General features: G+C 75.2%; 21 protein-coding genes. 7 read left to right on the top strand and 14 right to left on the bottom strand.

Annotated features, from left to right (window positions below; translation table 11 throughout):
- Positions 1–153 precede the first annotated feature (153 nt).
- The 5 genes from pqqA (at position 154) to ACWDRR_RS24710 (ending at position 5,011) form a co-directional block, all read left to right on the top strand.
- On the top strand, positions 154–321 hold the full coding sequence (gene pqqA / locus ACWDRR_RS24730) for a pyrroloquinoline quinone precursor peptide PqqA (RefSeq protein ID WP_449774386.1): 168 nt from the start codon (positions 154–156) through the stop codon (positions 319–321).
- Positions 306–1,064, top strand: a complete 759-nt coding sequence (locus tag ACWDRR_RS24725) for a thiaminase II/PqqC family protein (protein ID WP_449774385.1) — start codon at positions 306–308, stop codon at positions 1,062–1,064. Before pqqA ends, ACWDRR_RS24725 begins: the two co-directional genes overlap by 16 nt.
- A complete protein-coding gene (gene pqqE / locus ACWDRR_RS24720) occupies positions 1,061–2,452 on the top strand; it encodes a pyrroloquinoline quinone biosynthesis protein PqqE (protein ID WP_449774384.1) in 1,392 nt (463 codons plus the stop codon). The genes ACWDRR_RS24725 and pqqE overlap by 4 nt, the downstream gene beginning before the upstream one ends.
- Complete coding sequence (pqqB, locus tag ACWDRR_RS24715; RefSeq protein ID WP_449774428.1) at positions 2,368–3,357, top strand: pyrroloquinoline quinone biosynthesis protein PqqB; 990 nt, start codon at positions 2,368–2,370, stop codon at positions 3,355–3,357. Before pqqE ends, pqqB begins: the two co-directional genes overlap by 85 nt.
- 211 nt (positions 3,358–3,568) lie before the next feature.
- Positions 3,569–5,011, top strand: a complete 1,443-nt coding sequence (locus ACWDRR_RS24710) for a lytic transglycosylase domain-containing protein (protein WP_449774383.1) — start codon at positions 3,569–3,571, stop codon at positions 5,009–5,011.
- Positions 5,012–5,041: 30 nt separating this feature from the next.
- Here the strand turns inward: ACWDRR_RS24710 and ACWDRR_RS24705 are convergent, their stop codons facing one another.
- From ACWDRR_RS24705 to ACWDRR_RS24690, 4 genes are all read right to left on the bottom strand, one after another.
- Positions 5,042–6,121, bottom strand: coding sequence for a DUF5954 family protein (locus ACWDRR_RS24705; RefSeq protein ID WP_449774382.1), 1,080 nt, complete (start codon positions 6,119–6,121; stop codon positions 5,042–5,044).
- Between the two features lie 254 nt (positions 6,122–6,375).
- Positions 6,376–6,960 (bottom strand): TerD family protein, encoded by a 585-nt coding sequence (locus ACWDRR_RS24700; protein WP_449774381.1) that lies wholly within the window; start codon positions 6,958–6,960, stop codon positions 6,376–6,378.
- Positions 6,961–7,227: 267 nt separating this feature from the next.
- Positions 7,228–9,246 (bottom strand): PIG-L family deacetylase, encoded by a 2,019-nt coding sequence (locus ACWDRR_RS24695; protein ID WP_449774380.1) that lies wholly within the window; start codon positions 9,244–9,246, stop codon positions 7,228–7,230.
- A 135-nt stretch (positions 9,247–9,381) separates the two neighbouring features.
- Positions 9,382–10,020 (bottom strand): class I SAM-dependent methyltransferase, encoded by a 639-nt coding sequence (locus ACWDRR_RS24690; RefSeq protein ID WP_449774379.1) that lies wholly within the window; start codon positions 10,018–10,020, stop codon positions 9,382–9,384.
- Between the two features lie 276 nt (positions 10,021–10,296).
- On the opposite strand from ACWDRR_RS24690, the gene ACWDRR_RS24685 reads away from it, so the two are divergent.
- Positions 10,297–12,642, top strand: coding sequence for a glycosyl hydrolase family 18 protein (locus tag ACWDRR_RS24685; RefSeq protein ID WP_449774378.1), 2,346 nt, complete (start codon positions 10,297–10,299; stop codon positions 12,640–12,642).
- Positions 12,643–12,733: 91 nt separating this feature from the next.
- Here the strand turns inward: ACWDRR_RS24685 and yidD are convergent, their stop codons facing one another.
- From yidD to pdxR, 9 genes are all read right to left on the bottom strand, one after another.
- Complete coding sequence (gene yidD, locus ACWDRR_RS24680; RefSeq protein ID WP_449774377.1) at positions 12,734–13,270, bottom strand: membrane protein insertion efficiency factor YidD; 537 nt, start codon at positions 13,268–13,270, stop codon at positions 12,734–12,736.
- An 86-nt stretch (positions 13,271–13,356) separates the two neighbouring features.
- Positions 13,357–14,130 (bottom strand): bestrophin-like domain, encoded by a 774-nt coding sequence (locus ACWDRR_RS24675; protein WP_449774376.1) that lies wholly within the window; start codon positions 14,128–14,130, stop codon positions 13,357–13,359.
- A 166-nt stretch (positions 14,131–14,296) separates the two neighbouring features.
- Positions 14,297–15,172 (bottom strand): hypothetical protein, encoded by an 876-nt coding sequence (locus tag ACWDRR_RS24670; protein ID WP_449774375.1) that lies wholly within the window; start codon positions 15,170–15,172, stop codon positions 14,297–14,299.
- Between the two features lie 311 nt (positions 15,173–15,483).
- Complete coding sequence (locus tag ACWDRR_RS24665; RefSeq protein WP_449774374.1) at positions 15,484–16,893, bottom strand: family 2B encapsulin nanocompartment shell protein; 1,410 nt, start codon at positions 16,891–16,893, stop codon at positions 15,484–15,486.
- Between the two features lie 421 nt (positions 16,894–17,314).
- Positions 17,315–18,649 carry a KamA family radical SAM protein gene (locus ACWDRR_RS24660; RefSeq protein ID WP_449774373.1) on the bottom strand — a complete coding sequence of 445 codons (1,335 nt, stop codon included), beginning with the start codon at positions 18,647–18,649 and terminating at the stop codon, positions 17,315–17,317.
- A gap of 101 nt (positions 18,650–18,750) precedes the next feature.
- On the bottom strand, positions 18,751–19,698 hold the full coding sequence (locus ACWDRR_RS24655) for a hypothetical protein (protein ID WP_449774372.1): 948 nt from the start codon (positions 19,696–19,698) through the stop codon (positions 18,751–18,753).
- Positions 19,699–19,832: 134 nt separating this feature from the next.
- Complete coding sequence (locus tag ACWDRR_RS24650; RefSeq protein WP_449774371.1) at positions 19,833–20,741, bottom strand: DUF1963 domain-containing protein; 909 nt, start codon at positions 20,739–20,741, stop codon at positions 19,833–19,835.
- Between the two features lie 120 nt (positions 20,742–20,861).
- Entirely contained in the window at positions 20,862–21,371 is a 510-nt protein-coding gene (locus ACWDRR_RS24645; protein WP_449774370.1) for a hypothetical protein, read from the bottom strand.
- A gap of 200 nt (positions 21,372–21,571) precedes the next feature.
- Positions 21,572–23,095: a MocR-like pyridoxine biosynthesis transcription factor PdxR gene (pdxR, locus tag ACWDRR_RS24640; protein WP_449774369.1), complete on the bottom strand. Its 1,524-nt coding sequence runs from the start codon at positions 23,093–23,095 to the stop codon at positions 21,572–21,574.
- A 777-nt stretch (positions 23,096–23,872) separates the two neighbouring features.
- On the opposite strand from pdxR, the gene ACWDRR_RS24635 reads away from it, so the two are divergent.
- Positions 23,873–24,211, top strand: a complete 339-nt coding sequence (locus ACWDRR_RS24635; protein ID WP_449774368.1) for a chaplin — start codon at positions 23,873–23,875, stop codon at positions 24,209–24,211.
- A 137-nt stretch (positions 24,212–24,348) separates the two neighbouring features.
- On the opposite strand, the gene ACWDRR_RS24630 is transcribed toward ACWDRR_RS24635, so the two are convergent.
- Complete coding sequence (locus tag ACWDRR_RS24630) at positions 24,349–24,861, bottom strand: universal stress protein (RefSeq protein WP_449774367.1); 513 nt, start codon at positions 24,859–24,861, stop codon at positions 24,349–24,351.
- Positions 24,862–25,084 lie beyond the last annotated feature (223 nt).

Genomic DNA, 25,084 nt, shown 5'->3' with positions numbered 1-25,084 from the left:
GCCCGTCACCCGTTCGAGCGCGTTTGGCCGCGCATCGCGCGGGTTGGACCGGCGGCCGGGCCCGGCGGCTCGTAGCGTCCTGACCCACGGGGCCGCGCGGCCCACAGGGCCCGTGTGCTCCTCCCACCCGCCCCCTCCCGAGGAGGAATCCCGATGAACCGCACTGCCGCTCCGCTGCCCGTCCCCGCCACCGCCCCGCCCGAGCGCCCGGCGGGCACCGCCGCGCGGCCCGCCTGGTCCGCGCCGGCGGTCGAGTGCCACCGCACCGGCGCCGAGGTCACCGCCTACGCCGGACGGGCCGCCCAGTGGCGCAACCGCTGACCCGTGAGCGGTTCGCGGCCAGGCTGTACGACCTGCGGGAACGGTACTGGGACACCCACCCGTTCCATCTGCGCCTGCACTCCGGTGGCTGCACGCCACCGGAGTTGCGGCGCTGGGTCGCCAACCGCTGGTACTACCAGCTCTGCCTGACCCGCAAGAACGCCGCGATCATCGCCAACTGCCCGCTGCCGGAGGTCCGCCGGGCCTGGGTCGAGCGCCTCGGCTACCAGGACGGACCGGTCCCGGGGTCGACGGCCTCCCGGGACCGGGACCGGCACCAGGGCCAGGACCAGGACCGGTCCGGCGCCGCGCCGGACGAGGGCGGGCTGGCCGACTGGCTGGTGCTCGCCGAGGCGGTCGGCCTGGACCGCGCGGAGGTCACCGACGAGCGGCACGTCACCCGCGGCGTCCGCTTCGCCGTCGACGGCTATCTGCACTTCTGCCAGACCAGGCCGTGGACGGAGGGCGTGGCGGCGGCCCTCACCGAGATGTTCTCGCCCGACCACATGGCCCAGCGGGTGACCGCCTGGCGCACCCACTACGACTGGATCGACCCGGCGGGCTACGCGTACTTCGAGCACCGCATCCCCACCGCCCGCAAGGACAGCGCCCGCACCCTGGAGCTCGTGCTGGACCACTGCGTCACCGCCCACCAGCAGCAGGCCGCACTCGACGCCCTGGCCTTCAAGTGCGAGGTGCTGCGCGCCATGCTGGACGCCGTCGACTACGGGGGCGACCGGTGACGACCACGCCCGCCGTCGAGGTGCCCGGGCTGCGGCGCGGGGTGCGGCTGGTGCACGACCCGGTCCGCGACCGGGCGGCCCTGCTGTACCCCGAGGGCGTCCTGCTGCTGAACGACACCGCCGCCGCCGTGCTGCGCCACTGCGACGGCCGGCGCGACACCGGCCTGATCACCGCCGGGCTCGCCGCGGAGTACGACGGGGTGGACGGCGCGCAGGTCCGGGAGCTGCTCGCCGACCTCGCCGAGCGCCGGCTGCTCACCCTGGACGGCTCCGGCTCGCCCGCGCTGCCGTACCCCGCCACCGGGCTGCCGGGCACCGCCGTCCGGGCGCCGGCGCCGTTCGGCCTGATCGCCGAACTCACCTACCGCTGCCCGCTGCAGTGCACCTACTGCGCCAACCCGGTCGAACTCGCCCGATACCGGGACGAGTTGGACACCGACGACTGGCTCCGCCTGCTCGACCAGGCACGCGGGCTCGGCGTCCTGCAGGTCCACCTCACCGGCGGGGAGCCGCTGCTCCGCCGCGACCTGGCCCGGATCGTCGCCCACGCACACGGCCTGGGCCTCTACACCAACCTGGTCACCAGCGGCATCCCGCTGGACGGACCGCGCGCCGCCGCGCTCGCCGAGGCGGGCCTGGACCACGTCCAGCTCTCCGTCCAGGACGCCGACCTGCGCCGCGCGGACGCCGTCGCCGGCCTGGCCGCGCACGAGCGCAAGCTCGCCGCCGCCGCGCTGCTGACCGAAGCGGGGCTGCCGCTGACCGTCAACGCCGTGCTGCACCGGGGCAATCTGGCCCGCCTCGACGCGCTCGCCGATCTGGCGGTGGCGCTCGGCGCCGACCGGGTCGAGCTGGCCCACACCCAGTTCTACGGCTGGGCCTGGCACAACCGGGCGCACCTCGCCCCGAGCGGGGCCCAGGTCCGCCAGGCCGAGCTGGACGTGGCCGCCGCCCGGGAGCGCCACGGCGATCGGATCGAGATCGTGCACGTCGCGGCCGACCACCACGGCGGCACGGCGAAGCCCTGCATGGACGGCTGGGGCCGGCGGCAGCTGGTGGTCGCGCCCACCGGCGACGTGCTGCCCTGCCTGGCCGCCGCGCAGCTGCCCGGTCCGGCGCTGCCGAACGCGGTGACCGACGGCCTCGCGGCGATCTGGCACGACTCGCCCCTGTTCAACCGCTACCGGGGCACCGACTGGATGCCGGAGCCCTGCCGCAGCTGCGCGCTGCGCGAGGTGGACCACGGCGGCTGCCGGTGCCAGGCCTTCCAGTTCACCGGGGATCCGGGCGCCACCGACCCGGCCTGCCGGCTCTCCCCCGACCACCACCTGGTCACCGGGCCGGTCCCGGCGGCCGCCCCGGCCCCCGCACCCCGGAGGATGCGCTGAAGATCCGGATCCTCGGCACGGCCGCCGGCGGCGGACTGCCCCAGTGGAACTGCGGCTGCGCGGGCTGCGCCACCGCCCGCCGCACCGGCGCCGCCCGCAGCCAGGACTGCCTGGCGGTCAGCGCGGACGGCGCCGCCTGGTACCTGGTCAACGCCTCGCCCGACCTGCGCGGGCAACTGCTGGCCGCGCCCGAACTCGCCCCGGCCGCCGGCACCCGGGACACCCCGCTGCACGGCGTCCTGCTCACCAGCGGCGAACTCGACCACACCCTCGGCCTGCTGACCCTGCGGGAGGCCGCCGGGCTGAGCGTGCACGCCACCGATCCGGTCCGGGCCGCGCTGCACGGCGCCTTCCCGGTCGGCCCGCTGCTCGCGCCCTACACCAAGGCCCGCTGGCACACCGTCGTGCCCGGCACCCCCGTCGAGCTGGCGGGCGGGCTGCGTGCCGAGCCGCTGGCGCTCGGCGGCAAGCGGCCGCGGTACGCCGCCGACCTGCCCGGCGAGGGCTGGGACGGCCGGGCGGACTGGGTGACCGGCTACCGGTTCACCGCGGCCGGCGGTGGCGCGAGCGCGGTGTACGCGCCCGGGCTGGCCGCCTGGACGCCGGAGCTCGACCGGGCGCTGGCCGGCGCGGCCGTGGTGATCCTGGACGGCACCTTCGCCACCGACGACGAACTCGCCGAGCGCACCGGCGGCGCGCGCTCCTCGCGCGGCATGGGCCACCTGGCGATCGAGGACTCGCTGGCCCACCTGACCCGGCACCCCGGCCCGCGCTACCTCTACACCCACCTCAACAACACCAACCCGCTGGCCCACCCCGGCTCGCCCGGCTCCGCCGCCCTCGCCACGGCGGTGGCCGCCGCCGGCGCGGCCGTCGCCGAGGACGGGCAGCTCGTCGAGTTCTGAGGCAGCGCCGCCGGGGCCGCCCCGCGGCCCCGGCGTGACCTGCACGTTCACCGGGCCGTGGGGCCCGGGACAGCCGCTGCTCACCCGGGTCCGGTCAGATCGTCGTGATACTAATCATTCCGGTAACACGCACTGTCATGCACTGACAGGCACGATGGTGACAGCCCGTCCGTTCCCCAGGGGTCCGGACGGTGACGGGGGAGGGCACGGCATGAAGGCACGAGTCGGCAGCGGGCAGCAGGCGGGGCGCCGGATACGACTGGGCAAGCGGGTCACCGGGGCGGCGGCCGCCTTCACCGCGCTGGCGGCCCTGACCGGCTCTCAGGTGACCGGCCTCGGCCTCTCGGCCGTCGCGGCCGCCGGCCCGGTGCCGCCCGGGACCGACCCGACCACGGCCGTCGTCGCCTCGTCCACGGAGCCGGCGGGCACCACGCCGGCCGGGGCCGCCCTGCCGACGCTCCCCGGCGGGTCCGCCGTGCCGGTCGACGGCGGCGGCGCCGTCCCGCTGCCGCAGCCGCCCACGACCCTGCCGGGCGACCCGTCCGCCGGACCGTTCCGGACCGGGCCCGCCCTGCCGGCGACGGTCTCCGCCGCCTACCGCAACGCCGAGGCCGTGCTGGCCCTGCGCTCGCCCGCCTGCCACCTGCCGTGGCAGCTGCTGGCCGCGATCGGCGAGGTCGAGTCCGGCCAGGCCGACCGGGGGGCGGTGGACGCCGCCGGGACGACGTACCGGCCGATCCTCGGCCCGGTGCTCAACGGCGGCGGCTTCGCCGCGATCACCGACACCGACGGCGGCCGCTACGACGGCGACCGGCTCTGGGACCGGGCCGTCGGGCCGATGCAGTTCATCCCCTCCACCTGGGCCTACTGGGGAGTCGACGCCAACGGCGACGGCAAGGCGGACCCCAACAACATCTTCGACGCCGCCGAGTCGGCCGGCCGCTACCTCTGCGCGGGCGGGCGCAACCTCGCCGACCCGGCGCAGCTGGACCGGGCGATCCTCGGCTACAACAACTCGGGCGAGTACCTGCGGACCGTCAAGAACTGGATGGCCCACTTCGGCAGCGGGACGGCGGCCACCACCCCGGACCGGCCGGCCCCCGCCGCGAGCACGCCGTCCACGACCGGGGCGTCCCCGTTCGCGACCGTTCCGGCGACCGGCCCCGCGGCGCCCACGCCCTCGGGGACGCCGACCGCGACCCCGACCGGCACGCCCACCGGGACACCCACCGGCACGCCGACCGACGCCCCGACGCAGACGCCGACGGGTGCCCCGAGCCCGACTCCGACGGTGGCGCCCACGCCCACCTCCTCGCCCTCGGCCGGCACGAGCCCGAGCGCCACGCCGACCGCCACACCCACCGGCACGCCCAGCACCACACCCACCGCGACCCCGACCGGCACGCCGACGGGGACCCCGACCGGCACGCCCACCGCCTGCGCCACGCCCACCGCGACGGCGACGCCCACGGACGGGGCGAGCCCGACGGCCTCGCCCTCTCCCTCGGCCACCGCCACCGCCGCGCCCACCGCGCCCGGCTGCCCGACCCCGACCGGCACCCCGAGCAGCACCCCGACGGGCGCCGCCACCGCGAGCGCCTCGCCCTCTCCCTCGGCCACCCTCTCCCCGTCGGCCTCGCCCTCGGCACGCTGACCGCGCGCCGGGCGCCGGCCCGACGCCCGATCAGTCCCGGTCGTCCGCGAAGTCGTCCCCGAAGTCGTCCTCGAAGCCGTCCCCGAAGCCGCCGACACGCCCGGCCGCCCGGTCCTGCTGCTCCTGCAGCTTGACCGGGAGGTCCGGATCCCAGTCGGAGGTCCGGGGCAGTTCGGGGCCGTCGGGGCCGAGGCGGACCACCGGTTCGACCCGGACCAGCCGGAACCGCCGGTCGCCGGCCCGCAGTTCGTGGCCGCGCTCGGCGTCCAGCCGGTCGGCGGCGGCGGCGTACCGGGCGCGCTCGTCCTCGGTGAGGTCCGGCATCAGGCGCGGGGCGAAGTCGCGCAGGTAGGCGGCGAGGCTGTCGCGGGCGGCCTGCGGGGTCTCGCAGGCCCCGGTCATCGGGCCCCAGCGGCCGCCCTCGTACTCGGCGACGGCGCAGTGCACCGGGAGCACGAACACCTGGGGGTACCGGCGCGAGGCCTGCCGGGCCTCGGCGCGGACGTCCTCGGGGATGCCGCGGCCGGCCGGCACCAGCGTCATCATGTCCAGCCGGAGGATCCCGTCGACCAGGGTGACGCCGGCGGACGGGTCGATGACGAACCCGTCCACCCGGGAGGGCACCTGGTGGGCCTTGCCGACGGCGGCCGGATCCGGGTCGGTCGGGCGCGGCGGCTCGATGCCCTCGGGGCCCGAGCGCAGCACCTGTTCGGCCCGGAAGACGCGGTACTCCCGCCCGGCGACGGTGATCTCGTCGAGGGCCTCCCACTCCATCCGCCGGTACGCCTCGGCGTAGGCGGCCCGCTCCTCCTCGGTGATGTCCCAGGTGGCGGCGAAGCGGGTGCCGGGGCCGGCCTGCGCCCAGCAGCGGAACCGGTGGCCGAGGTCGTCGCGGGCCATCTGCGGGGTGGTCGCGTGATAGCCGAGGACGCGCCAGGCCCCCTCGTCGGTGCGCTCCAGGCTGCCGAAGGCGGGTGGCATCGTCATCAGGCTCGGATACCGCTCGCGGGACGCCCAGGCGTCCAGACCGGAGACGGCCGCGACCGGGTCGTCGGTGTGGGCGACCCGGATGGTGAGGTGCTCCGGCAGCTGCACAGCGTCATCGTCCATGCGGCCAGTGTTAGCGGACGCGGTGAGCGTGCCGCAGGCTTATCGGGGAAGTGCACCCGACCGGGCAACGCGGCGCGGTCGCGCCGTCCGCCCACCGCGGTTCGCACCCGCAGCGGTCCGGCGCGGGCACGCCCGGGCCGGGTGCGCGCGACCGCGACGGCGGGCGCGGGGCCCGTCCGGGGGGAGATCGGACGGGGCCCGCGCCGCCGGTCGGCGAACCGGCCGGGGCCGGTCGCGGGTGATGCGCGGGCCGGTCAGAGGTGCTTGGCCAGCTCCGGCATCAGGTCCTGGAAGGTGCGCCCGCTCGCGGGCTGGCCGATCGCGGCCATCTGCCAGCCACCGCCCGTGCGCTGCACCTTGGCCATGATCTGGGCGGTGTACGGACCGCCGCCGGTGAGGGTGTAGCGGGCCAGCTCGGCGCCGGTCTGCTCGTCGACCAGCCGGCAGAAGGCGTTCTCGACCTCCTGGAAGGTCTGCCCGGTGAAGGAGTTGACGGTGAAGAGGATCTGGTCGACCTCGGCCGGCACCCGGGTGAGGTCCACCGTGATCGACTCGTCGTCGGTGGCGTCCCCGGCGCCGCCGGTCAGGTTGTCCCCGCTGTGCCGCACCGAACCGTCGTTGCTGGTGAGGTGTTGGAAGAAGACCACGTCCACCGGCTTGCCGGCGGCGAACAGCACCGCCGAGGCGTCCAGGTCGATCTCCTGCGAGGCCAGCAGCTTGGCGAAGAACCCCTTCCGCTGGGCGGCCCGCCAGCCGAGGCCCATCCGCACCACGCCCAGCTGTCCCCCGCCCGGCTTCTCCAGGCTCAGCTTCTGCCCCTTGGCCAGCGAAACGCTCATCGCGTCCTCCTCGTTGCTCCGCCCTGCGCCCTTGAATCTACAGCACTGTAGAGATTCCGGTGCACAAGGTCGTCCGTGGGGATCCCCGTACCCCGCTCCTACGATCAACACCACATAATCCGGGCACGGAGGGGTGCGCGACTCGACGGACCGCTCCCGGTACCCCGTGGCGCGACCGGAGGCCCGGCGCCGCGCCTCGGCGGCCGCCGGACGCCCGGACCGTCGGTTACCGGCCCGTCAGGTCCAGGCCGTCCGATCCCCGGCCCGTCAGCTCCCGGCCCGCTGCCAGGCGCCGAAGGGGCTGTCCGCCCCCGCCGCGGTCCGCCGGACGGCGTGGAGGCGGGCGTCCCGGCCGAGCGCGAGGACGACCTCCCGGCCGGCGGCGTCCAGCACCACGGTCGGCGCGCCGATGATCACACTGCCGAGGTCGGGCCAGGTGGTGGCGAACCCCCGGTCGGGCGCGGTCTGGGAGACCAGGCTGACCCCGGCGCCGCCGTTGCGGGCCGCCACCGTCATCCGGCCGTCGCCGCCGGTCACCACCGAGACGCCCTCCAGGGTGGCCGGCCCGCCCAGCGAGTCCGGCGAGGTGGTCCAGGAGCCGTCCGTCCGCACGTACTGGGTGCCGACCTGGCCGCTGCCGGCCTGCTGGTAGAAGATCTCCAGCCGGCCGTCGGCGTTGCGGCCCACCGTGACCGGGCCGGCCGGGGCGGGGCCGAGCAGACCGGCGTCCTGCACGAACGGACCGTCGGGCGCGGACTGCCGCCAGTGCACGATGCCGTCCTTCGAGGGCGCGAACAGCTCGATCCGGCCGTCGGGGGCGAGCGCCGCCGCGAGGCCGTCCCGGACCCAGCTGCCGCGCAGGTCGGCCCAGTCCGCGGTCCAACCACCCTGCGGCAGCTGGGAGACCGCGCTCACCCCACCGCCGCCGTTGCGGACGAAGACGGTCAGCAGGCCGTTGCGGCCGAGGACGGGCACGGGGCTGCCGACGTACTGCGGCTCGTCCGGGTTCGGGTTGCCGAGCGCCGTCCAGTCGGACCACGCGCCGGTGGCGGTCCGCGTGGTCGTGACGATCCGGTTGTCGCCCAGCCGGATGCCGAACAGGTGGATCAGCCCGCTGCCGTCCTTCACCACCCCGAGGGCGGGGGCGAGGTCCTCGCCGCCCGGGACGGCGGCCGGCCCGGACCAGTCGCCGCCCGGCACCGTCTCGCGCCAGACCTGGACGCGGCCGTCGAGCACCGCGAAGGCGTTCAGCGAACCGCCGCCGTCCAGGGCCGACCAGGCGGTGCCGTTGGACCAGCGCACGTACTGGCGGCCCGGGAACATCGCGTAGAACTGCGCCTCGTCCGGGTCCGGCTGGGGGTCGTACCGGCCGGAGTAGGGCCGGCCGGCGCCGTTGCGGTTCGGGCCGAGGTACGCCAGGAAGGTCTTCCGCTTCTCGTCCGCCGCACCCGGCGAGACGTTCGGCGGATCGATCCGCACGTTGTAGTCCCGGTAGTTGCGCAGCAGCACCCGTCCGTTCCCGTCGGGCCCGTGGTACCCGGCCACGGCCTCGCCGGCGAACCGTGCGCCGCCGATGTGGTCCGAGTTGTCGGCGAGGTTCGTCGTCTCCCGCGTGTAGCCGTACCCGACCCGCGGGTCCTGGGCCAGCACCACGGTCGGGCGGAAGCGGTGCATCACATCGGTGAGCGAGGCGACCAGTTCGTCGTGGCGGTACCGCTGGTCGGCGTAGGTGGCGTCGCAGCGGCCGTCCACCGCGCCGCTGCCGAGGGTGGACGCGTACGTCGGCCCGGCGGGGCCCTCACTGAAGAGGGTGTCGAGCGTCGCCTGCCCGGCGTCGGGGGTACGACCGCTGGAGTGCAGCTTGAAGAAGACCAGTTTCACCTGGGGCGCCTGGTCCAGGGTGTCCAGCTCGACCGTCCTGCCGGTGCTCAGCCGGAGCGGGGTGACGGTCCAGGTCGGGTCGGCCACCCCGGCGATCCGCGCGCGGGCGGCCCGGGCGCCCGTGTCCCGGCTCGCCGCGTAGGCGCAGGGGTCGGCGAACCGCGCGTCCGCCGTCTCACCGGCCGTCAGGTAGACCGTGACCGAGGGGGCGGTGTACTCCCGGCTCAGGTCCGGGTTCATGAACAGGATGTCGTCGTCCTGGTGGGCGACGATCTGCAGGAACGATTCCTCCACCACCAGTGCCGGGTCGGCCGCCGCACCGGGAGCGTTCGGCCCGGCCACCGCCAACCCCGCCGTCAGGGCGGCCGTCAGCGTCGTTCCGACGGCGATCCGAAAGCGTGTCATACCCGTGGCTCCTCCCGTTTCCGGGCAGGGGTCGGCAACGCGCCCCCCGGCCGGATCGACTCCTGGTCGAACTGATCGCCCACCATCGAACCAGGCCCGCGAGCCGACCCCGCCCCCGGGGCGCACCGGTCGGCCCTAGGGCCTCTCCAGCCGCACCAGGGCGTCGATCGCCGTGCGCCCGCTCCCGCCGGCGGAGTCGCGGTGCCCGGCCTCCGCGGCCACCGGGCGGTGCACGCGCTCGGCGCGGACGGTCCGCAGCCCGGCGTCGGCGAGATCGGCCAGCACGTCGTCCGGGGTGAAGAGGACGCGCGGGTCCTGCGGACCGCCCACGCCCTCGGTCAGGTTGCCGGTGTCGTGGCCGACCACCAGCAGGGTGGCGCCGGGGGCGAGGGCGGCGGCGGCCCGGCGCAGCGCCGTCCGGCGGTCCTCGGCGGGGAGCTGGAGGTAGGCGACCAGCACCAGGTCGTAGCCCTCGGGCGGGAACGGGAAGCTCCGGGCGTCGTCGTGACGCCAGGTGAGCCGGTCGGCGACCTCGTCGGGCAGGTCCGCGGTGAGTCGCTCGGCGCGTTCGAGGGCGACGGCGGAGAAGTCGAGGCCGGTGACCCGCCAGCCCTGGCGGGCGAGCCAGATGCTGTTGCGGCCCTCTCCCGCGGCGAGGTCCAGGGCGCGGCCGGGGGTGCGGCCGGTCAGCTCGCCGACCACCCAGCGATTGGGCTCGGCACCCCAGACCAGCTCGCTCGCGGCGTAGCGGTCGTTCCAGTCCTGGCTGTCCATGGCTCGTCCTCCGTTCGGCGGGGCTGCTCCGAACGCCACCGTACCCGCGCGCCGACTCCCGGCCGTCCAGCGGGCGGACACCCTTGACGGCGAATATTGGTCCAGTCCAATCTGTGGTGTCGTTGATGCGTACGGGCCAGCGGCCCGACCGCGCCGACGCACCGCAGCGAAGCATGTGTCACCCGCCCGGGCGCCCCCACAGCGCTCGGGTCGGCTCCCTTCGGCCCGCCCGGGCCATCGCACCGCCGGAACCCCCACTCATCCGGAGGACACCGCATGCACGACCGAGTCACGCCCGCGCGCCCTGCCGAGCGCCGGGCCGCCGCACCACGCCGGCGGGCCACCGCGCTGGCCCTGGCGGCCACGCTCACCACCGGCACCGCCGCGCTCGCGCTCTCCCTGAACACGGCCTCGGCCGCGCCCGTCAACCTGCTGACCAACGCCGGTCTGGAGACCGGCTCGCTGGCCGGCTGGACCTGTGTCAACGGATCCGTCGTCACCACACCGGTGCACAGTGGGAGTTACGCGCTCAGCGGGGCCGCCTCGGCCTCCGACACCGCGCAGTGCCAGCAGACCGTCACCGTCCAGCCCAACACCCAGTACACCCTGTCGGGCTGGGTCCAGGGCAGCTACGTCTACCTCGGCGCGACCGGGACGGGCGTCAACTCCTCGGCCTGGACGCCCAACGCGACCGGCTGGACGCAACTCAGCAGCACCTTCACCACCGGCGCCACCACCACCTCGGTGACGGTGTTCACGCACGGCTGGTACGGCACCGGCACCTACCGCGCGGACGACCTCAGCCTGACCGGCCCGGCCGGGCCGACCAGCAGCACCAGCCCGACGGCGTCCACCAGTCCGACCGCGACCGGCAGCCCGACCGCGACCAGCAGCCCCACCGCGACGAACAGCCCGACCGCGACCAGCAGCCCGACGGCGTCGAACAGCCCCACCGCGACCACCAGCCCCACCGCGACGGCCACCGCCACCGCGACGGGCACCGGCCCGGCCGGGGACGGCAAGGTCACCACGCCCGGCGGGCTCACCGTCGGCAAGGTCACCCACAACGCCGTGGTGCTCAGCTGGCAGCCGTCCACCCTGACCAGCGGTGACGGCCCGGTCTCCTACAAGGTCTACGCGGGCAACCAGTTGGTGGCGACCTCGATGGGCACCTCCGTGGCCGTCAGCTCGCTGCTGCCGAGCACCGGCTACACCTTCACCGTGCAGGGCTACTCGGGCAGCCACGGCTCCGCGCAGTCCGCACCGGTCGCCACCACCACCGCGGCCGCCCCGGCCGCGAGCCCGTTCCGCTCGGCCTACTTCGACCAGTGGGGCGTCTACGAGAACGCGTACCACGCCAAGAACGTGGACACCAGCGGCGCGGCGGGCAAGCTGGACGTGATCACCTACGCCTTCGCCAACATCCACCCGACCTCGCACACCTGCTTCCAGGCGGTGAAGGCCTCCGACTCGGCCAACGAGTCCAACCCCAACGCCGGGGACGGCGCCGGCGACGCCTACGCCGACTACCAGGCCGACTACAACGGCGCGGCCAGCGTGGACGGCAGCAGCGACACCTGGGAGCAGCCGCTCAAGGGCAACTTCAACCAGCTGCGCCAGCTGAAGGCCAAGTACCCGAACCTGCGGTTCACCATCTCGATCGGCGGCTGGACGTACTCCAAGTACTTCTCGGACGCGGCCGCCACCGACGCCTCCCGCAAGGCCTTCGTCTCCTCCTGCGTCGACATGTTCCTCAAGGGGAACCTGCCGACCGGCGTCGCCGGTGACGCCTCGGGCGGCCAGGCCTCCGCGGCCGGCCTCTTCGACGGCGTCGACCTCGACTGGGAGTACCCGGGCTCGGCCGGCGGCCACACCGGCAACCACTACTCCCCCGCCGACAAGCAGAACTTCACGCTGCTGCTGAAGGAGTTCCGCACCCAGCTGGACGCCCTCGGCAACGCCCAGGGCAAGCGGTTCCTGCTGACCGCGGCGCTGCCGAGCGGCCAGGACAAGATCGCGCTGCTGGAGACCGACAAGATCGGCGCCTACCTGGACTACGCCGACATCATGACCTACGACATGCACGGCGCCTGGGACGCCAAGGGCCCGACCAACCACCAGGACCCGCTGCACGACAGCCCGGCCGACCCGACCACGCCGATCACCCCGGGCACCCGCAAGTACAACGTGGACACCACCCTCGCCGCGTACACCACCGGCCTGCCGGAGTACGGCATCGTGGGCGGCTTCCCGACCAACAAGCTGGTGCTGGGCATTCCGTTCTACTGGCGCGGGTGGACGGGCGTCCCGGCCGGCTCCACCTACGGCCTGTACCAGAGCGCGACCGGCCCGACCCCGGCCAAGCCGCTGAGCGCGGAGGCCGGCCTGGCCGCCTGGAAGGAGCTCAACGCCACCGCGGCGACCACCCACTGGGACCCGGTGACCGAGACCTCCTGGGTCTACGACGGCACCAACTTCTGGACGGGTGACACCCCGCAGGCCATCCAGGCGCGCGGGGCCTACGCCAAGAGCAAGGGCCTGGCCGGGATGTTCGCCTTCTCGCTGGAGAACGACGACGCCTCCGGCACCCTGCTGAACGCGATCAACAGCAGCCTGCACTGACGCACCGTCATGGACGGGGCCGCGCGGATCACTTCGATCCGCGCGGCCCCCGCGCCGTGCTCCGTTCGTCGCCGCTTCCCGTGGCGCGTACCTAGCGGCCCGGCACCGGGTCGGCCCCGCCGCGGCGCACCGCACCCGGCCGGCAGCGGAGCAGCCGGCCGACCGTCAGCCGTGCGCCGCGCACCGCGCCGTGCCGGTGCAGCGCCTGGACGGCATAGGTCGAACAGGTCGGCGTGTACGGGCAGCAGGCCGGTCGCCCGGGGCTGACCTCGCTCCGGTAGTACCGCACCGCCCCGTACAGCACACCCGCCGCGAAGCCCTTCGGGGCGGGCGCCGCCGGATCGGCGGCGCCGCCACGGGGCCCGCGGCCCCCGGTCAGGGCGAACCGCAGACCCGCGGCCGTCATCACCGGGACGAGCGCGATCAGGCAGGGGTCCGCGAGGTCGCAGCAGTCGCAGGCGTCCGAGCAGTCGTTGTCGCTCTTCCTGCCCTTCTGCCGCCGGTACGCCTTCCACTCCTCCCGCTGCTGCCTGCGCCGGCGGCGCTCCTTCTCGGGGAGCCACCACCAGGCCACCTGGGGGCGGCGGGGCGGGTACGGCGCGCCTTGCTGGGGCGGCGGGTAGGTCACGACTGACGATCCTCTCGATGCGCCCGACGGGACCGGCCCCCGACGGCTCGATCAGATTATCGAAGGAAGCCGCCTCGGACGGACGGTCAGTCCTGACCGCCACCCAGGGTGGGGAACAGGTCGGTGAACGTCTGTGTGGTCACCGAGACGCTCCGGCCGAACGGGTCGTCGAAGTCCCAGATCAGGAAGAGCAGGAAGGCGATCAGCGCGCTGAACGCCCCGGCCAGCAGCAACTCCCGGGGCGAGCGCCGGATCTGCAGCGCGAACACCATGCCGACGGTCACCACGGCCCCGACGATCAGGCCGAACCAGACCACCCCCGGCATGGTCGGCCCGGCGTTCTGGCCGCGTGCGTTGCGGGCGTCGTCGACGACGCTGATCCGGTCCATGATCGGCTGGTAGGCCTGGGCCTCCAGATCGCTGGCCGGCGTCCGGGTGGCGACGTCCGTGCGCAGCTTGTCCAGCAGCTCGGTGCCCCGCTCGGAGATCTCGCCGTGCTCGCGCATGTACGTCCACTCGACGTCGACGACGTAGGAGACGTAGGCGTCCACATCGGCCCGGACCTTGTCGCGGAACTCGACCGGGTAGATCTGGGCGCGCTCGCTGATCTCGTGCAGCGACTGCGCCTCGCGCGACACGTCGTCCTGGGCGGCGCCGCGCGCCTCCCAGACACCGGCGATGGCGAGGCCGAGCACGATCGCGTAGACCACGCCGATCATCATCGTCATGTACTCGATGACGTCGGGTGTCTCGTCGGTGTCCTCCTCCTCACTGACCCGGCGGTGCCTCAGTAACACCACCGCCACCACGACGGCGCAGGCCGCCGACATGGCGATGGCCAGCGCCAACCACTCGGACATGGGAACTCCCTTCTTCAGCTTGGACTTCTGATCGGGGCCCGGCCGCCGTCGGGCCGCGGCCGGGCCGGGTGGAACGATCCTGCGCCGTCCCGGCGAGGTGCGGGCCGGGCCGGGACGGACCGGGCTCGGGGCGGGCCGGGACGGACCGGGCTCGGGGCGGGCCGCCTCAGGAGCGGCCGGAGCCGCCTCGGCCCGCGCGGCCCGCCCGCCCGCGCGGGCGCAGGGCCGCCGCCGCGAGCACGGCGGGCACGGTGACCAGCAGCATCGTCCGGGTCGGCGGGCTGCCGTGGTGGCGCTCCGGGGCGGGCACCGGTGGCGCCAGCGGCGCCCGGACGGGCTTGACCACCGGCCGCGGCTGCACCGGGACGACCGGCGCCGGAGTCGGCGTGGCGGTCGGCGAGGGCGGCTCGGGGGTCGGCGCGGGAGCCGGCGGCGGCACGACCGGTGCCACGGTCGGCTTCGGCGTGGGCTTCGGCGTGGGCCTGGTCGACGCGGGCGGCGGGGTGGGCCTCGGCGGCGGGGCGGGCGCGGGCGGCGGCACCGGCGCGGGGGTCGGCGTCGGGGTCGGCGTGGGCTTGGGTTCCGGCGTCGGGGTCGGCGTCGGCGTCGGGCTCGGCGTGAAGGTCGGGCTGGGGGCCGGCGTCCGCGTGGGCGTCGGCGTCGGGGACGGCTTGGGCGTCGGGGTGGGGCTCGGGCACGGGTGGTGGTGGTGGTGCCAGGGCGGGTGGCCGGGCTTCGGGTGCGGCTCGGGGTGGTGCAGCACTCCGGAGAGGTCCACCGTGACCCCCACCGCCACATCGACGTCGACGTCGACGTCCACACCTCCGTGGCCGACCGACACCGCGACGTCCGTCCCGGTGGAGACGCAGGTCTCGACGACCGGCCCGTGCGACCCGCCGCCACCGTGGTGTTCGGGGGACCGGGCGGCGCCGGCCGCGCCGCTCAGCAGTGCGCAGAGTGCGGCCACTCCGGCCGCCGCACCGGCCAGCCGGGCCCGGCGCCCGGGGGCACCGCTGCTCACGACGATCAGGTCTGCGGTCACGACTGCCCGTCCGCCGGTATCCGTCGGGGCTGCTGGGGCTGCGGCATGGACTCCATGCACCTCTCGCATCATCAGGAGGCCCGCCCCTGCGGGGAACTGGCCTCATCGGGAGGGTCGGCCCCCGTCCGGGGCTCGGTCGGCACCGGGAGGGGCGACGTCGGACGGCCCGCCGTGGGCCCGGTCCCGCCGCTCTTGCGCGCTGATCCGCCAAGACCGGCCGGACCGGGCCCAGGGGGCGGGCCGTCCGACGTCAGGTGAAACGATCTTTCGGTGGGCCGGTTACGGTCCCGCCCCGCCCGATCGGGCCGCTGTCAGTGGCGGCCGTGCGCGATCTCGACGTTCTCCAGGACGCCGACCGCGTCCGGCACCAGGATCGCGGCCGAGTAGTAGGCGCTGACCAGGTACGAGATGATCGCCTTCTCGCTGATGCCCATGAACCGCACCGAGAGGCTCGGCTGGTACTCGTCCGGGATGCCGGTCTGGTGCAGGCCGATGACGCCCTGGTTGTCCTCGCCCGTCCGGATCACCAGGATCGAGCTGGTGTTCTCCTTGGTGATCGGGATCTTGCTGCACGGCAGGATCGGCACCCCGCGCCACGCCGGCACCTGCTGCCCGCCGAGGTCGACATGGTGGGGGTAGAGCCCGCGGGCGTTCAGCTCGCGGCCGATGGCGGCGATGGCGCGCGGGTGGGCGAGCAGGTAGTCCGGGTCACGGCGGCGGCTCAGCAGCTCGTCGAGGTCGTCCGGGGTGGGCGGGCCGGAGTGGGTCTGGATCCGCTGGGAGAAGTCGGCGTTGTTGAGCAGGCCGAACTCCGGGTTGTTGACCAGCTCGTACTCCTGGCGCTCGCGCAGCGCCTCGATGGTCAGCCGGAGCTGGTGCTCGGTCTGGTTCATCGGCTGGTTGTAGAGGTCGGCGACCCGGCTGTGCACCTTGAGCACCGTCTGGGCGACGCTCAGCTCGTACTCGCGCGGCTTCAGCTCGTAGTCCACGAACGCGCCGGGCAGCTCGAACTCGCCCCGGTGGCCCGCCGACATGGCGATCTCGGCCTCGCCGCGCTCGTTCTGGCGCTGGAGCGGCAGCGCGAGGAACTCGTTCAGGTGCTGCTGGAGCGCGGGCGAGCCGTCCCGGACGGCCTGGAACTCGCGCCTCGGCAGGGACAGCACGGTGCCGCCGGTGACCGTCTTGGCGGTGAACTCCCAGACGGCGTCCGGGTCGAGGACGGCGTGCTCACCGAAGCGGTCGCCGTCGCCGAGCACGCCGACCACCGTCTCGTCACCGTACTTGCCGGTGCCGATCTGGTTGATCTTGCCGTGGGCGATCAGGAAGATGCGGTCCGCCTCGGTGCCCCGCTCGGCCAGCACCTCCCCGGGGCCGAAGTCGCGCTGCTCGCAGCGGTCGGCGAGGGTCGTCAGCACGTCGTCGTCGTCGAAGCCGCGCAGCAGGGCGAGTTCACCGAGCTCCCGGGGGATGACCCGGACCTGCGAGCCGGTCTTGACGAACTCCACCCGGCCGTCGCCGACGGTGTAGGTGAGTCGGCGGTTCACCCGGTAGGCGCCACCGGCGGCCTGGACCCAGGGGAGCACCTTGAGCAGCCAGCGGGAGGTGATCTCCTGCATCTGCGGTGCGGACTTGGTGGTGGTGGCGAGGTTGCGGGCAGCGGCCGTCGTCAGGCTCGACTGCTGCGGTACCTGCTGCGTCTCCGGGCTGGTCTCCACCGGCATCGGCAGGGTTCTCCTTCATCTGGTCAAGGTCACACCGACCCACCCCGGGGCGCCGGGGACGGATCATCAGATACGTGTATGGGAAGGGGTGTTGGCGAATTCTCGCGCTGGTGTCCGCCCACTCGGGGCGACCCACCGGGAACCCTAGATCACCCGCGCCCGACCGGAGCCGCACGGCCCCACAGCACCCCCCGATAGGGTGAATCTGGAGCCCCTTGCGGTTGGAATCCCGCGATCTTCCCCCCGCGGATCCCGGACGTGCTGTGCATGCGAATCGTCCGCGCCCCGGAACGATCCCCTCCACCCGAACGGAGCAACGCGAAAGCCCGCGGGCCGACCGGCGGCCCACGGGCTCGTGGAACAGGTGTTCGCCTCTCGAACAGATGGCTCCGGGCGATGGACGCGGCGGGCGGCGCCCTCCTCAGACCAGGGCCGGCTCCCCCTCGAACCACGGCCGGCGTTCGAACGAGGCGGGCCGCAACTGGTCGTACCAGGTGGCCCGTTCGTCGTACCGGGCGAAGAACGGCACGCCCACCCGCCCGGGCTCGCGGGCCTGCAGGAACCGGCAGACGAAGACCCGCTCCCCCGCGATCTCGGCCACACCGTCCAGGCACACCTTCCCGGGCCCGGCGGACATCACCGGCCCGCGCGCCGTCCGTTCCAGGCCGGAGACCTGGCGGACCGCGCCCTGGTAGATCTCCAGCGCACGGGCCAGCGGCACCTCGAAGTAGGCGCTGGCGCCGGTGTCCCGCTCGACGAACAGGTAGTACGGCGCGATGCCCAGGCGGACGAGGTCGCGCCACATCCGGGCCCAGACGTCGGGGTCGTCGTTGACGTGCCGGATCAGCGGTGCCTGCGCACGGATCACCGCCCCGGTGGACCGGATCCGCTCCACCGCGGCGCGGACCGCCGCGCCGGCCAGCTCGCGCGGGTGGCTGACATGGGCCATCACCGCCACCTGCCGGCCGGCCGCCACGGCCCGCTCGAACAGGCCGAGCAGCGCGTCGGCGTCGGGGTCGGTGGTGAACCGGTGCGGCCACCAGGCGAGCGCCTTGGTCCCCAGGCGGATGGTGCGCAGGTGCTCGGTGCCGGGCCCGAGCAGCGGTTCGACGTACCCGGCCAGCCGGTCGGTGGACATGATCAGCGGATCGCCGCCGGTGATCAGCACGTCGGAGACCTCCGGGTGGGCCCGCAGGTACTCCAGCGCGGTGGCCGGGCCGGGCAGGCTCTGCCGCAGGTCGGGCTCGCCGACGAACTGCGCCCAGCGGAAGCAGTAGCCGCAGTAGGCGTGGCAGCTCTGGCCCTGCGCGGGGAACAGCAGCACCGTCTCCCGGTACTTGTGCTGGAGCCCGGGGACCGGCCGGCCCCCGAGCTCCGGGATGTTCTCCTCCAACTGCCCGCCCGGGTGCGGGTTGAGGGTGCGCCGGGCGGCCGTGACCGCCTCGGCGAGGACCTCGCGCGGGGCCCCGCCGGCGATCAGCCCGGAGATCCGGTCGAAGATCCCGGGCGGCAGCATGTCCCGGTGCGGAAAGGTCAGCCGGTACATCGGATCGTCCGGGACGCGGCTCCAGTCGATCAGCTCCGCCAGGACGTGGTTGTTCACCTTGAACGGCAGCACGGCGGCGACCACCGCGATCTCGTGCCGCAACCGCTCGGGCGCACCGGCGAGCTGCGGCAGCCCGGCCAGCCGGTGGCCGGGTACCGCCCTCAGCTTCGGACGCCGTTCAACTCCCGTTTCCCCATGGCCGTCGCGCATCGTTCGCATCCTTGCCACCCCTCACCCCGGCCGCACCCCACGGCCCTCGGGGCAGCCTAACCGCGCCGGGTGACGGGCCGTCGGGCGCCCGATCGCACCCGCTACCGCTGCGGGCGGCGGCGGTGACGGCGGTGCCAGAGCTCGCCGACCAGACCGGAGAGGAGGATGAGGGTGATCGAGAGCAGCGGCCACCGGCTGCCCGCCAGCCGGATGTCGGCGAGCAGCAGCACGATCAGCGCCGACAACGGCAGCACCAGCGAGATCCCCGCCCTGACCGCGGCGGCGATGGTCGCCGGGTCGGCGCGGCGACGGCGCCGCAGCGCCGCCCCCACGACATCGCCGCCGAAGTAGTAGTCGACGGCCCGGGCGCCGACCCGATCCGTCGCCCGGGCGTAGGAGAACGCCATGTAGGGGAGCCAGACCAGCGGGGCGACCAGCCCGACCAGGAAGGTCAGCAGCACCAGCAACCACCCGCCGGCCGTCCGCCAGCGGGAGGGCGGCGGGTCCACCCCCTCGCTGGTCAGCCCGAGCAGCCGGGCCATCCGCCGGAGCAGTGACAGGAGCCCGCGCCGACGGCCGCCGGAGGGCCGGGGGCCGGTCGCGAGGGCGTGCTCGGCGGAGGCGGTGTCGGGGTACGCGCCCTGGAGCACCAGGACCTCGGCGGCCCGGGCCCGCGCGGCCGGGTCCTTTCCGGCCAGGGCGGCGAGTTCGAGGAAGAGCTGGGCCTGGGCCAGCAGCGCCGTGCAGAAGGCGAACGGGACGAGCACCATGAACGGCCCGCCGACGAAGGCGCCCTCGCTCTGGCTCACCCGCCGGGCGTGTGTCACGGCCAGCCCCGTGAGCTCCTCCGGCGCCGCCTCCGGATGGGCCGCCCGCAGTGCGGCGATCCGGCGGGCGGCCCGGGGGCCGCGGTGGCGGACGGCGAAGACGGCGAGGATCTCGGGCAGCCGGGAGGGGTGGGCCCGCACCGAGCGCAGCAGCTCGCCGACCGGGGGCTCCGGCCCGTCGGGCGCCTCCGCGTCGGGTGCCGCCGATCCCTCTGCTGCCACGTCCGTCCCAGTGCGTCGGCGCTCGGGGACCGACCGCCCGGCCGGGGGACCGGCAGCCGCGGGCGGGTGCCCCCACCTCTTCCAGCAGCCTAACGGCGGCGGGGCGGGGCCGCCCGGGCAGCGCGGGCCGCCGGTCAGGCGACCTCGAAGCCCTGCCGGACGCGGTCGAAGCGGCCGGCCGCCAAGTCCTCGTCGGTGATCCAGAACGAGACGTTGACGCACTCGCCCCAGTCCACGTCCAGGGCTCGGCTCCCGATCTGCAGCAGCGGGCGGTGGCCGGCGAGGCGGCCGGTGTCGGTGTCGCACCAGCCGAGCACGCGCACGTCGGGGGCCGACAGGTGGTCGCGGAAGTCGGCGGCGAGGTCGAGGGCGATCATGAAGTCGTCGGGGAAGAGGTTCTCCAGCTCGCCGTCCTGGTAGGAGGGCGCGGAGAGCCGCCAGTGCGCCCGGACCTCGGTGGCGGGGACGGCGGGCGTGCCCGGCCCGCCCACCGGGGCGGGTCTGGGCGGGGCGCCGGCGGGCACGTGCAGGACCCGGCAGCCGCGGCCGCTGAAGTCGCTGACCCACTCGTCGTGGAAGAAGAGCAGCAGCCCGGCGGCCGGGAGCGGCCGGGCGCCGCCGTGGCCGCTGGTGCGGAAGGCCTCCGCCAGGCCGGCGCAGTCGAGCTGGGCGAGCAGCTGCATCGGCCGGCCGGCGAACTCCGGCCAGTCGGTGCCGGCCGGCAGGTCGGGCAGCCCGCCGAGCCGCCCGGCCGGCGGGCCCCCGCCCTCGGCGGTGAGCGCCAGCGAGGACCGCATCAGCCGGTGGACCAGCGGCGCCGTCCGCTCGTCGGCCCGCGCCCGGATCGCCTCGGACACGCCGGGCGGGACGGGCAGCGGGTGCCCGGCGGGCCCGGCCGGGCGGGGGCCCTGGAGGCCGGTCGCACCCGAGGGCACGGGCGCGGGTACGGGCCCGTGCGCAGCTGCGGTCGTGTGCAGGAGGGCGGTGCCCGCGGGCGCGCCCACGGTGGCGCGGTCGGTCGCGTCGGTCAGCGGTTCGGCCATGGGCGACAGCCTGCCACGAGAGTCCGACAGTCCGTGCGAAAGGCCCGTCAGGTGCCGGTACGGGGGCGGCCGGCACCTGACGGGGGCTCGGGTGGGTGCCCGCGCGAGCGGGCCGGACGGTCAGGCGCAGACGACCTCGTTGCCGGGGACGCCGAGGATGCCGGAGTCGGACGCGGCACCGGACTGGTACTCGTAGTAGAGGTAGGTGTAGAAGTCGATCCGCGTACCGGCGCCGCAGGCCGAGCCGGCACCGATGTCGTAGGTCAGCGTCACCGTGGTGGAGGCGCCGGCGGCGACGGGCACGGTGTGGTGGACCAGGCCGCCGTTGCCCCCGGTGTCGCACGCGCTGACGGCGCCGCCGCAGGCGGAGAACGCGTACACCAGACCGGTCACCTGGCTGGTGGAGTAGGTCGGCTGGAGGGACTGGTAGACGAACTGCACGGGCGTGTCGTGCGGGTTGGTCAGGGTCAGGGTCAGCGTGACCGAGGAGCCCGGGGTCGCCGTCGCCCGGTCGGAGCTGACCGTGAGCAACGGGGTGTCCGCCTGGGCGGGGGCGGCCGAGAGGAGCAGACCGACGACGAGGGCCAGGATCGCGGCGATTCCGAGACGGCTCACATGTGTTCTGCGCATGACCAGAAAGCGTAGGGGCCGCCGCCGGTTCCGGAGGCGGCCTCCGCCCGGGCCCGTACCGGCATATGACAGCGGAGCGGACGCGGCGGGCCATTGGCTACGCCACGGCGCCCCCGGCGCGGCGCGGCCCCTTACCCTCCGGCCCGCACGCCGCCCGTCCGGCCGTCGCCCCTCCACGGGGAGCCGGCCGGAGCGGCGGGTCAGAGCGGGTCGGGCAGGATGTCGCAGAGCGCGGCCACCGCCGCCTGGTAGGCGTGGTCGGCCGGCGCGGCGTACCCGACCACCAGGCCGTCCGTCGCGGGCATCGCCTCCTGCCCGATCCGCGGGTGGCGGTAGTCCGCCAGTCCGTCCAGCGCCAGCCCCCGGTAGGCCGCCGCCTTGAGCACGGACCGCTCGGTACCGGGGGCGAGCCGGAGCACCGCGTGCAGGCCGGCCGCGATCCCGGACACCCCGATGTGCGGCGCCCGCGCGGCCAGTGCGGCCACCAGGTGGTCCCGGCGGTCCCGGTAGCGCCGGCGGGTCCGCCGCACGTGCCGGTCGTAGCCGCCCGAGTCGATGAACTCCGCGAGCGTCAGCTGGTCGAGCGCGCTCACCCAGGCCTCCCGCTCGCCCTTGGCGGCCAGCACCCGGTCCACCAGCTGCTCGGGCAGCACCATCCAGCCGAGCCGCAGCGCGGGCGAGAGGCTCTTGCTGACACTGCCGAGGTAGATCACCCGTTCGGGGTCGAGCCCCTGCACCGCGCCGACCGGCCGGCGGTCGTAGCGGAACTCCCCGTCGTAGTCGTCCTCCAGCACCAGGCCGCCGCGCCCGCGCGCCCAGTCGACCACCGCCGCCCGCCGGGCCGCGTGCAGGGGGCCGCCGGTCGGGAACTGGTGGGCCGGGGTGAGCAACGCGGTCCGGACCTCGCGGTGCTCCGCGAGCGCCTCGACCCGGGCGCCGTCCTCGTCCAGCGGCAGCGGCACGGTCGTCACCCCGGCGCGGGCCAGCAGCGCCCGGTGGAAGCCCAGCCCGTAGGCCTCGACGGCCAGCGGGCCGGCGGCCGGGCCGGCCAGCGCCGCGGCCGGGCCGTCGAACAGCAGTCGCAGGGCGTGGGCGAAGCCGGAGCAGACGACGATCCGCTCGGGGTCGGTGCGCACCCCCCGGGCCCGGGCCAGGTAGTCGGCGAGGGCGACGCGCAGCTCCCGGCGGCCCTGCGGGTCGCCCGGGCCGAAGGCCTCGTTGGGCGCGGCGGTGAGGGCCCGGCGGCCGGCGGCGAGCCAGGCGGTGCGGGGGAAGGAGGAGGCGTCGGGCCGGCCCTGGCGCAGGTCGTGGGCGGGCCGGTGGGAGGGGGCCGACCGGCGGGCCCGGGTCGGGGCGACGGGCTCGGCCCGGTCGGCGACGGTCGTGCCGGAGCCCTGCCGGGCGGTCAGCCAGCCCTCGGCGGCGAGTTCGGCGTAGGCGTCGGCGGCGGTGTTGCGGGCGATGCCGAGGTCGGCGGCGAGGGAGCGGTAGGGCGGCAGCCGGGTGCCGGGGGCGAGGCGACCGCTGCGGATCGCCTCGCGCAGGGCGGCCATCAGCGCGGCGCGGCGGCCGCCGGCGGCGGCCAGTTCGAGGTGCAGGTCGCTGCCGGGCCCGGTGGCGGGCGGGCCGGCGACGGGCGTCGTCGCGGCCGCCGCCGGGCGGGGTCTCGCCCCGGTCGGCGGGCGGGCGGGCGTCCGGGGGTGCGCGACCGGGGTGTCCGTCATGGTCACGAACCCTATCGCCGGGTACGAACCGGCCCCGAGGGTGGGCGGGCCGCCCCCCGGGGCCGGGCGCCGGGCCGGTCCCCTCCGGGCCCCGTCGGCCTCGGCCGGTCCCGGCCGATCCCGGCCGATCCCGGTCGATGCGGATCGAGTTGACGATGTACGAGCGGACGTCGTTGCGGATCCGCTCGGCGAGGGTCGAGTCCGGCGAGTAGGCGCTGACCGTGATCCAGATGTTCCCGGACTGCGGGACGCAGACGATGTTGGCGATCACATCGCCGTTCCCGCCGATCACCTGGTAGTCGCCGTCGCCCGCGAGGTCCCAGACCTGGAAGCCCTGGCGCTGCAGCGCCGTCTGGGCCAGGCCGAGGCAGTCGCCGAGGGTGTCGTTCTTGGTGAAGGTTCCCCAGTGCGCAAACATGCGGTCTCCCTTGCGTGGCGTGAGCCGTCGGGGTGGGCGTCGAGCCGCGGGGCCGTCGTGCCGACCCCGTACGACGAGCATCGGCCGGCGGATGTCCCGGACACACGGGGCCGGCGGCCCATTGCGGCCCCGGCCGTGGACCGGGACACGGCCCGGCGAGGGCCCGGGACAGGACGCCGGACGGACGGCACACCGCGCGAGGCCGGCACGGACGGCCGGGGCCGGCGCGGGCTGCCGTCCGTCCGGGTGACGGCCGAGCCGCCCGACTCCTGCATCGGGGTCGGATCGCTGATCCGATCAGGTGGCAGTTCGGTCGGATCGTGCACTGGTCAGCGTGTCGGCTGGCTATTCCTTCCGACATGACCAACACCAGGAAGTACCTGCTCGCCGCCGGTCTCACTGCCGCGCTGGCCGTCATCTCCACCGGCCCGGCGTTCGCGGGCGACTGCGACGCGTCCGCGCACAGCGCCCCCGCCGCCGCCGAGGCGTTCTCCGCCGAGACGTTCTCCGGAGGCGGAACCACCTGCATCAACACCGGCGGTGCCTACGCCAGCGGCGTCGTCACCGGTTCGCCGGGCGTGCTCTCCGGCAACCAGATCCAGATCCCGATCAGCATCCCGGTCAACATCTGCGGCAACAGCGTCAACCTGATCGGCGCGCTCAACCCGGTCGGCGGCGGAAGCGGCGGCAACAACTAGGCCCGTCCTCGCCCCCTCCCCAGAGCACCGAAGGGCTGCGATCCGGCATTCGCCCCGGATCGCAGCCCTTCGGGCCTCTCCCCCGCCGCAGCGGCCCCGCGGTCGCCCCCTCGTCCCTCGCCCCCGCCCACGCTCCCCTACGGCACCACGGTCACCGGCCAGCGGCCCGCCTTCACCAGCCGGACCGCGACCGAGCCGATCACCCGGTGCCCGGCCTGCTCGGAGGCGCCGACCACCACGGCGTCCGCCCGGAGTTCGTCCGCCATCCGTGCGAGGCCCGTGAACGGGTCGCCCCGGACGGTCAGGAAGCGCCAGTCCACCCGCCAGACGTCGCTCAGCCGGTGTTCCGCCTCGCGCAGCGCCGTCAGCAGCTCGTCGGCGATCTCCTGGGTGGTCTCCTCGACGGCCGCGCCCGCGAGCGCGGTGGCCGCCCCGAGGACGGGCTGCACGTACGCCACGGCGAGGCTCGCGCCCTGCCGCCGGGCGAGGCCGGCCGCGTAGGCGGTCGCCCGCCACGAGGACTCCGAACCGTCCAGCCCCGCCAGGATCACCTTGGGCCCGTCGGTCCCCAGCTCGAACCCGGCCGGCGCGACCGCCGCCCCCGGCTCCTCGGCACCGTCGACGGCCTCTGCATCGCTCTCGTTGCTCATGCCCAGAGGCTATGGCGGACACGGCGCGTGAGGGGACCGGGCACGACGGGTGAGGGCTGTGGTGCGGGCCACCCCGACCCGGGTCACCGACCCGCGATTCCGGCACGGGCGGCCGAGGACCCGTCACACACCGTCGACGATGTGCCCGGCCTCACAGCACCGAACCTGTGGCGCGGACCACTCCGAGGCCCTGTTCGATCTTGAAAAATGGGGCATTTGCCTT

Source organism: Kitasatospora sp. NPDC003701 (assembly GCF_053587085.1).
The sequence above is the reverse complement of the archived record's forward strand: the minus strand, read 5'-3'. Positions and strand labels throughout refer to the sequence as shown.

Excerpts from the sequence above, each read along its gene's own strand:
- ACWDRR_RS24685 (WP_449774378.1), top strand. The coding sequence starts at position 10,297 with ATGCACGACCGAGTCACGCCCGCGCGCCCTGCCGAGCGCCGGGCCGCC.
- ACWDRR_RS24705 (WP_449774382.1), bottom strand. The coding sequence starts at position 6,121 with ATGGACGATGACGCTGTGCAGCTGCCGGAGCACCTCACCATCCGGGTC.
- ACWDRR_RS24675 (WP_449774376.1), bottom strand. The coding sequence starts at position 14,130 with ATGTCCGAGTGGTTGGCGCTGGCCATCGCCATGTCGGCGGCCTGCGCC.
- ACWDRR_RS24690 (WP_449774379.1), bottom strand. The coding sequence starts at position 10,020 with ATGGACAGCCAGGACTGGAACGACCGCTACGCCGCGAGCGAGCTGGTC.
- pqqA (WP_449774386.1), top strand. The coding sequence starts at position 154 with ATGAACCGCACTGCCGCTCCGCTGCCCGTCCCCGCCACCGCCCCGCCC.
- ACWDRR_RS24635 (WP_449774368.1), top strand. The coding sequence starts at position 23,873 with ATGACCAACACCAGGAAGTACCTGCTCGCCGCCGGTCTCACTGCCGCG.
- ACWDRR_RS24660 (WP_449774373.1), bottom strand. The coding sequence starts at position 18,649 with ATGCGCGACGGCCATGGGGAAACGGGAGTTGAACGGCGTCCGAAGCTG.
- ACWDRR_RS24645 (WP_449774370.1), bottom strand. The coding sequence starts at position 21,371 with ATGCGCAGAACACATGTGAGCCGTCTCGGAATCGCCGCGATCCTGGCC.
- ACWDRR_RS24665 (WP_449774374.1), bottom strand. The coding sequence starts at position 16,893 with ATGCCGGTGGAGACCAGCCCGGAGACGCAGCAGGTACCGCAGCAGTCG.
- ACWDRR_RS24710 (WP_449774383.1), top strand. The coding sequence starts at position 3,569 with ATGAAGGCACGAGTCGGCAGCGGGCAGCAGGCGGGGCGCCGGATACGA.
- ACWDRR_RS24700 (WP_449774381.1), bottom strand. The coding sequence starts at position 6,960 with ATGAGCGTTTCGCTGGCCAAGGGGCAGAAGCTGAGCCTGGAGAAGCCG.
- ACWDRR_RS24630 (WP_449774367.1), bottom strand. The coding sequence starts at position 24,861 with ATGAGCAACGAGAGCGATGCAGAGGCCGTCGACGGTGCCGAGGAGCCG.
- pdxR (WP_449774369.1), bottom strand. The coding sequence starts at position 23,095 with ATGACGGACACCCCGGTCGCGCACCCCCGGACGCCCGCCCGCCCGCCG.
- ACWDRR_RS24650 (WP_449774371.1), bottom strand. The coding sequence starts at position 20,741 with ATGGCCGAACCGCTGACCGACGCGACCGACCGCGCCACCGTGGGCGCG.
- ACWDRR_RS24695 (WP_449774380.1), bottom strand. The coding sequence starts at position 9,246 with ATGACACGCTTTCGGATCGCCGTCGGAACGACGCTGACGGCCGCCCTG.